This is a genomic window from Trebonia sp., from assembly GCF_049794275.1.
In the GTDB taxonomy this organism is placed as follows: domain Bacteria; phylum Actinomycetota; class Actinomycetes; order Streptosporangiales; family Streptosporangiaceae; genus Trebonia.
The window spans coordinates 1-7,443 of record NZ_JBARCR010001175.1 but is presented as its reverse complement, the minus strand read 5'-3'; the positions used below and the strand labels follow the sequence as shown (position 1 = coordinate 7,443).

The window sequence follows — 7,443 nt, the reverse complement described above, 5'->3', positions numbered from 1 at the left end:
GGGCCAGCCGCGGCGGCGCAGTCCGCGGCCGTCGCCTGGATTACCAGCCAGGTAAGCGGCACCGCGGTCATCGGCTGCTACCCCGCCATGTGCGCCTCGCTTGAGGCGCGCGGAGTCAGCGCGGGCCGGCTGGTGGCGCTGGGACCCGGGATGACCGGCGTGCTGAAGACGGACGTGATAGCGACTCTCCCGGCGGCCGGCAAAGCCGGCCGCACGCTGGCGGACCAGTACGCCCCCGCGCTTATCGCGAGCTTCGGCGCTGGCAGCTCGCGAATCGAGGTCCGCGCCGTGGCGCGGACGGGGGCGGCGGCCTATCAGTCCGCCTTGCGGTCCGACCTGGCCGCACGCAAGAGCGCGGGTGCTCAGCTGCTCAGGAACCCGCGCCTGAGGTTCACCGCCGCCGATGCCGCGCAACTGCGGGCGGGGGAAGTGGATTCTCGCCTGCTCGCGACGCTCGCGGCGCTGTCGACGCAGTTCACGCTCCGGGTGACAGCGTTCGGCGATTCCGCTCCCGGCGGTCCGCAGTTCTTCAGGAAGGTCACTGTCGCCAGTGACGGCGGCAGTGCCGCCGCCAGGCTCGCGGCGGCGCTGGCCATGGTCAGCGAGCAGGAAAGCCCGTATCTGCCCGCGCACTCGGCCATCGTCCGCCCCGGCACCGGCCAGGCCGCACTGACCATCGAGTTCGCCTCGCCGAGCCCGCTCGGGCTGCTCTCGATGGTGCTGACCGCAGACGTGCATCCGGACAAGAGGTGATGAGCATGAAGCTGCTGCGGCGTCTTGCCCGGCTAGCCGCGATTCCCATGCTGCTCGTGAGCTGCCTCGCCATTATCGCGGCCGCGTCACCCGCCGCGTCCGCGGCGCCGCTGGCCACCTCCGCGCAGGACGGCTGGGTCCGGATTGCCCACCTGTCCCCGCAGGCGCCCGCCATGGATATCTACCTGTACCCGTTCGGCGATCCCGCGCATCCGACCGTGCTCAGGGACGTCAGCTACGGCGATGTCTCCGCCTACATGCAGCTTGCCCCTGGTGAGTACACGGTGGCGATGCGCGGCTTCGACGCGCCCGCGACCAGCCATCCGGCGCTGGTCTCGAGCTTCATGGTGGGCGCCAAGACGGCGTACACGGTTGCCGCCCTTGGCCCTGACCCTGGCCTGCGCGTCGTGGTGCTGCAGGACCAGACCACCGCGCCGAAGGGACAGGCACTCGTCAGGGTTCTCCAGGCATCGCTCAAGGAGGACCACGTCACGGTCAGCTACGGCTCCACGGTCCTCGCGACGCAGCTGGCGTTGGGCTCCGCCACCCCGTACGCAGCGGTCCCGGCGGGCGCGGATTCGGTGCAGGTCACCGCGTCAGGTGACGACGCGACCACGACGCCGCTCCAGTTGACCGCTGATACGGTGCACACCATCGTCGTGCTCGACAGCTCGTCAGGGCTGACGACCGATGTCCTGACCGACGCGGTGGGCAGCCAGCTGATGCCCAGCGGCGGGGCCGCCACCGGCTTCGGCGGTACCGCACTGCCGCCGCCCGCGGATCTCGCGCCGTGGCTGCTGCTGACGGTCGCTGGCGGACTGCTCATCGCCGCGGGCGCTGCCGGGCTCGGCTGGCCGCGCCGCCGCGCCGCGATTCAGCGATGAGGCGAAGAAGCGGGCCCGTTCGGGAAAATCAAAATCATTCACCGGAACGTACGGTTGCTTCTCCGCTCAGCGAACCGGACTTACCGCGGGCCGTAGCCGGCGTTGGCCAGCATCCGGCGCAGATCGGTGACCATCTGCACGTCGATGTCCTTGCCGGCCGGGGGGTCGAGGAATTCCAGCTCGTTCCCTAGCTTGACGGCGACCTTGCCGTCATGGCGCACGGTGACCGTGCCGACGGTTTCCAGCAGGTCGGCCACCGAGCGCCACTCGATGTTGTGACTTGCCGGATGCGCGAAGATCTGCCGCAGCGTGTCCCGATGCCGGCCATCAAGATGTTCTGGCGTTGCCATACCCAGACCCTAGCCTGCCGCCCCGCTCCGCGCGTACCGGCCCGGGCTGGTGCCGAGGACATGCCTGAAATGGCGGGTCAGGTGCGACTGGTCGTAGAAGCCGGCCTCGGCCGCGGCCAGGCTAGGCGGCATTCCGTCGAGCAGCAGCCCCCGCGCCAGGTCGATCCGGCGGCTGGTCATGTACTGATGCGGGCTGATCCCGAACTGCCTGCTGAACTCCCTGACCAGGTGCGCCGGGTGGGCGTGCAGGGCATCCGACGCCTCCCGGAGCGTCATCGACTCGCGGAAGCGGGCGTCGATCAGGCCGCGCAGCCCATCAGCCACGCCGGAGCTGGCCGTCGCGTCACCGGGCATGCGGCGCCGGCTCAGGTGCCAGCCGAGCCGTTCGGCGATGAAAGCCAGCCGGCTCTCCGCCTCGAACTCCTCGCCCGGCTGGCCGAGCACGCCGTGCAGCTGGTGGATGCGCTGCCGCAGCAGCGCGTCGGCCAGCACGGGCTGGTCGACGGCCTGGCCGATGAGGCTCGCGGGCAGGCTCGAGAGATCGAGGTAGACGACCCGCTTGCGGAAGCCCGCGGTGGTGGCCGCGCGCCCGTTATGCGGGATGTGTGGAGGCAGCAGCGTGACGGCCTGGTCCATGGCGCCGTGCTCGTGGCGGTGCAGGTCGTACCTGATTTTCCCGTCGTCGACGATCAGCAGCGTCCACGCCTCGTGCGTGTGCATCGGGTAGACGTGGCTGGTCATGCGCGCGTGGAAGACCTCGACGACGCCGGGAACCGCCGGCCGCCAGGCACGGACCCGCGTGTCGCTGACCACGCAAAAATCGTACAAGATCCGACGTTGGGTGATGGTGTTCGATCGATGGCATGGATTCAGACAGCGAGCCGGTCAGGTTCGACACCAAGATCGCGGTGCTGCTCCGTGACGACCTGGAGGTATGGCAGCGGCTGAATGTCGCCTCGTTCCTCGTCAGCGGCATCGGGCAGCGGGCCCCTGAGGTGATCGGCGAGCCCTACGCGGACGCGGACGGGACGGAGTACCTGCCGATGTTCCGCCAGCCGGTCCTGATCTTCGAAGGCGGCAAGGAGACCCTGACGAAGGCCCACGAACGCGCGATCAGCCGGGGCGTCGCCTTGTCCGTATTCACCGCGGATCTCTTCGCGACCGGCAATGACCGGGACAACCGCGCCGCGGTACGCGCCGTGCGCGCGGCGGACCTGGACCTGGCTGGCATGGCCGTCTACGGCCCGCGCGGCGTCGTGGACAAGATCGTCAAGGGCGCGCGCATGCACCCGTAGCGGCCGGGCCGGCCGGCGCGGGAAATCAGCGGGGCGGCGCGGGGTCGCGCGGGCTGACCAGCCCGGCCTGGTAGGCGAACACCACGAGCTGGGCGCGGTCACGGGCGCCGAGCTTGATCATCGCGCGGCTGACGTGGGTCTTGGCGGTGGTGGGGGACAGCACCATGGCGGCGGCGATCTCGTCGTTGCTCAGCCCGTGCGCGACCAGGGCGACGACCTCGCGCTCCCGGTTGGTGAGGCGTTCCATCCCGGCGGCGGCCACGGCGTCGGGGGGCCGGGCGACGAACTCGCTGATCAGGCTCCTGGTGACCGCGGGGGACAGCAGCGAGTCCCCGCGCATGACCACGCGCAGCGCCTGCAGCAGCTCCGCCGGTTCGGTGTCCTTCAGCAGGAAACCGCTGGCGCCTGCCCGCAGCGCGCGGAAGATGTACTCGTCCAGCCCGAAATTGGTCAGGATGACGACGCGGACGCTGTCCAGCCGCTCGTCCGCGACAATCTGCCTGGTGGCCTCGATCCCGTCGAGGACCGGCATCTGGATGTCGACCAGCGCGATGTCGGGCCGGTGCTCGGCCGCCAGCGCGACCGCCTCCCGTCCGTCGACGGCTTCGCCGACCACCTCGATGTCGTCCTCCGCGTCGAGCAGCGACCGGATCCCGCTGCGGATCAGCGCCTGATCGTCGGCTAGCAGGATCCTGATCACGACGCGGCTCGTGCCGGGAGCTCGGCCCGGACCCGGAACCCTCCGCCCGCCCTGGGCCCGGCGTCAAGGCTGCCGCCGAGCGCGGATACCCGCTCTCGCATCCCGATCAGGCCCATCCCCGATGTCGGCTGCGGGGCTGGGGCACCGCCGCCGCCCGAGCCTCCGTTCCTGGCTCCGTCGTCGTCGACCTGCACGGTTAGCAGGCCAGGCCCGTACTGCAGGTGCACCGTCGTACAGGTCTGGCCCGCGTGCCTGGTGACGTTGGTGAGCGCTTCCTGCACGATCCGGTACGCCGCCTGGTCCACGTCGGGCGTCAGCTGCCGCTCGGTCCCGCCGACCGTCACCGTGACCGGCAGCCCCGCCGCCTGCGCCCGCGCGATGAGGGCGTCCAGCTGGCGAAGCCCGCTGCAGTCGGAGTCGTCGGAGGCGCGCAGGACGCCGAGCGTCGCGCGCAGTTCCCTGCTGGCGTCGGCGCTGGCTTCCTGGATCGCCGCCAGCGCGGCGGGCACCTCCTCACCGCGCTTGCGCGCCAGGTGAGCGGCCACGCCCGCCTGCACGTGGATCACCGAGATGCTGTGCGTCAGGGAGTCGTGCAGCTCGCGGGCGATGCGCAGCCGCTCTTCCACGGCCTTGCGGAGCGCGACCTCGTCCCTGGTGCGTTCGGCCTCTTCGGCGCGCTGCTCCGCTTCGCGGAGATGCAGCTGCCACATTCGGCCGGCGACGAGCATGCCGACGATTGAGACGAGCCAGCCGGCGTCCAGGAACCTTCGCAGGGCACGATCGGAGCGCATTCTCCGAGCATACGAACCGGCCCGCCGCGGGCGCATCCTCCCGCCGGAGCCATTACCGGCTACTTCCCGCGAAGTACCCCAGGGTCTAGTACCGGGCTCAACCTGGAATCAAACCGCGGGCTGACGTCCTGCTCGCGGGGTCGGTGTGACGCTGGGGAGCAGGAGACCTTCGCGCTTAAGTGGGGTGATCGAAGTGGTGGTACAGCTGACCATGACTGCGTGGCTGGTGCTGGAAGCCGGGCTGCTGATCCGCGACCGGATCCGCGGGAAGGGCAGCGCCGCGCGGGACCAGGGAACGCTCTGGCTGAACATCGTCATCATCACGGCGGCAGTGGTGGCGGCCGGGCTGCTGACCGGCGCGGTCAAGAACGCTGGTCCCTGGGAGTTCGGCTCGACCGGGCTGAGCGCGGTCGGCCTGCTCGTCATGTGGACTGGCCTGGCGGTCCGGATCTGGGCGATCGTGGTGCTTGGCAACTCGTTCCGGACGACCGTGGAGGTGGACACAAGCCAGCGGGTAGTCGACAGCGGCCCGTACCGGTGGGTGCGGCATCCGTCGTACACCGGGATCGTGCTGCTGATGGCCGGCCTGGGCCTGGTGTACGGCAACGTGCCCGCGCTGGCGATCTTGCTGGTGCTGCCGGCCGGCGTGCTGATTCACCGGATCTTCGTCGAGGAAGCCGTCCTCACCGAGGTGATAGGCCGGGCATACGCGGACTACGCCGCCCGTACCAAGCGCCTCGTGCCGGGACTGTGGTGAGAACCGAGCGGCCACGCGCCACGCCGCCCCCGTCTCACATCGCGAGACAAAGCCGTCGATATAGGAGCAGAAAATTACGCCAAAACGCTGATAACAGCAAGAAAAGTGTAACGTTCTGCTCCTAAGTGGTCTGCAGCTGGGTGCACCCTCCGCCGAGGAGGCCGGTCCGCGGCGCAATCGGCAGGCTCGTCCCCGGGGACATGATCGGCCTGGTCCGCTATTTGCGCGAGCACCCGGCTGCCTGACGATGGGTGTATGAGAAGGAGACCACAGTGGCTGACATGACTCCCGAAACCGCCTTGCAACTGGCCGACTGGAGGCGGCAGAACGCCGCGCTGTACGCCCGGGTCCGCGAGCAGGCGGATCCAGCAGCCGCGCACGCGCTATGGCGGGACGGCCGGGATCAGATGATGCGCTCGCACCCGCAGAGCCCGCTGCCCGCCGGTGACCCGATGCGAGCCAGTGGCGTGCCTTACTGGCCCTACGATCCGGCGCTGCGATGGACCGTGCCCGTCGAGCCGGTCGCGCGGCAGCAGCGGCTCGTGATCGATACCGGCCCGGATGGCGTGACCCGCTTCGAGCAGGTCGGCTGGGTGACGCTCGGGGATCCCGTCGGCCGGCGCGTGGCGCTGTGGTGGCTGGATCAGTACGGCGGTGGCCTGTTCCTGCCGCTGCGGGACGCGACGGCAGGCACCACCAGTTACGGTGCCGGCCGGTACCTGCTCGACACGGCGAAAGGCGCCGATCTCGGCTCGGCCGGCCACGCCCTCGTCATCGATCTGAACTTCCAGTACCACCCGTCCTGCCGTTACGACAGCCGCTGGGTCTGCCCGCTCGCGCCGCACGACAACGTCATCGACGTACCCATCAGGGCGGGAGAGCGGCTGACCCAGCCAGATTGACCCTGCCCGGCTGCCCCTTTGCCTGTCGCTCAATGTGGCGGCTGGTTGCGCTCCCACCAGGGCGGGTCTGGCGGCTGGTCGTCGGGTGGCCAGTCCGGCGCCGGTTCTCCGGCGGCTGGTTCCTGCCACTCGGCCGGGTACTGGTCAGAGGCGTCGATCGCCGGGCCGGCCGGGTTCATGGTGTTGCCGTACGCGAGAGTGCCGGGTGGTGGGAGGGGAGCGGTGCTCGCGCCTGGCAGGGTGCTGATCGCCGGGTCGCATTCGACCGCGTGCAGTCGCAGGGAGCCGTCGGCTCTGTCGGCGAGCAGCAGCGCGCAATCGGGAAGGTTCTGCAGCGCCGTCGGCTCGACGGCGTATTCGTAGCCGCGCTGCCTGGTCTCGGTGTCTCTCCAGTACGTGCCGCCGGACTGCGACCACCCGCCGCGGGTGGCGGTGTAGGAGGAGACGACGAAGGTGTGCCGGCGGCCGATGTAGGCCGCGGCCTGCTCGGCTTCTGCGTGGTTGCCGAGACGCATGAACGCGGTGGTGCCGCCGCCGATCATGCTCGCCGCGTCCTCGCGCAGGTGCCGGAACAGCAGCGTGACCGGCGCCCCGCGCAGGTCGCACGTTTCCGCGAGACGCTCGAGGTGGCGCCTGGCGATCTCGTCGGCCCCGGCGATGAGCACCGCGGGCGGTTCCTGCGCGGCACCCGATACCTGCACGGTCAGCCAGTGCGCGGTCAGCGCGGTCAGTATTTCGCCGGCCGCGGTTCGCGGTCCGCCGTCCAGGGTGAGGCAGGTGTAGCGCTCCGGCTGGGCTGGCCACCCATCGCTCGCGTAGGCGGCGACTTCCGCCAGCACCGCGTCCAAACGGACCAGGCTGGCTCCGATCTGTTCCCGGTACCCGGCGGGGAACAGGTCCCCGGCAAGGAGTTCCAGTTCACCTGCGCTGAGTATGCCGCTCGGGATGGCGTGCCCGAGCGCGGCGCGGACCACGGCGGCCAGCCGCTGGGGCGTCACGCCGCGCCCAGCC

The 7,443-nt window shown here is 70.4% G+C and carries 10 protein-coding genes; 5 read left to right on the top strand and 5 right to left on the bottom strand.

Annotation, left to right across the window (positions count from 1 at the left end; genetic code table 11):
• Window positions 1-753, top strand: a 753-nt coding sequence (locus tag WA805_RS29030; RefSeq protein ID WP_425243919.1) for a hypothetical protein, incomplete at its 5' end; no start/stop codon positions are given.
• A 5-nt stretch (window positions 754-758) separates the two neighbouring features.
• Window positions 759-1,637: a DUF4397 domain-containing protein gene (locus tag WA805_RS29025; protein ID WP_422338055.1), complete on the top strand. Its 879-nt coding sequence runs from the start codon at window positions 759-761 to the stop codon at window positions 1,635-1,637.
• Window positions 1,638-1,717: 80 nt separating this feature from the next.
• Here the strand turns inward: WA805_RS29025 and WA805_RS29020 are convergent, their stop codons facing one another.
• Window positions 1,718-1,987, bottom strand: coding sequence for a hypothetical protein (locus WA805_RS29020; protein ID WP_422271508.1), 270 nt, complete (start codon window positions 1,985-1,987; stop codon window positions 1,718-1,720).
• Window positions 1,988-1,996: 9 nt separating this feature from the next.
• Entirely contained in the window at window positions 1,997-2,800 is an 804-nt protein-coding gene (locus WA805_RS29015) for an AraC family transcriptional regulator (protein ID WP_422338054.1), read from the bottom strand.
• Window positions 2,801-2,850: 50 nt separating this feature from the next.
• Between WA805_RS29015 and WA805_RS29010 the strand changes: the two genes are divergently transcribed.
• Window positions 2,851-3,282, top strand: coding sequence for a DUF2000 family protein (locus tag WA805_RS29010; RefSeq protein ID WP_422271504.1), 432 nt, complete (start codon window positions 2,851-2,853; stop codon window positions 3,280-3,282).
• A 25-nt stretch (window positions 3,283-3,307) separates the two neighbouring features.
• On the opposite strand, the gene WA805_RS29005 is transcribed toward WA805_RS29010, so the two are convergent.
• Entirely contained in the window at window positions 3,308-3,982 is a 675-nt protein-coding gene (locus WA805_RS29005; protein WP_422287464.1) for a response regulator, read from the bottom strand.
• Window positions 3,979-4,773, bottom strand: a complete 795-nt coding sequence (locus tag WA805_RS29000; RefSeq protein ID WP_425240921.1) for a sensor histidine kinase — start codon at window positions 4,771-4,773, stop codon at window positions 3,979-3,981. Before WA805_RS29000 ends, WA805_RS29005 begins: the two co-directional genes overlap by 4 nt.
• Before the next feature lie 193 nt (window positions 4,774-4,966).
• Between WA805_RS29000 and WA805_RS28995 the strand changes: the two genes are divergently transcribed.
• The gene (locus WA805_RS28995) at window positions 4,967-5,530 is read left to right on the top strand and encodes a methyltransferase family protein (RefSeq protein WP_425243918.1); all 564 of its coding nucleotides are present in this window, start codon (window positions 4,967-4,969) and stop codon (window positions 5,528-5,530) included.
• A gap of 281 nt (window positions 5,531-5,811) precedes the next feature.
• Window positions 5,812-6,432 (top strand): DUF1684 domain-containing protein, encoded by a 621-nt coding sequence (locus WA805_RS28990; RefSeq protein ID WP_422271496.1) that lies wholly within the window; start codon window positions 5,812-5,814, stop codon window positions 6,430-6,432.
• 29 nt (window positions 6,433-6,461) lie between these two features.
• On the opposite strand, the gene WA805_RS28985 is transcribed toward WA805_RS28990, so the two are convergent.
• The coding region (locus tag WA805_RS28985; protein ID WP_425243917.1) for a hypothetical protein at window positions 6,462-7,443 on the bottom strand (982 nt) is incomplete at its 5' end.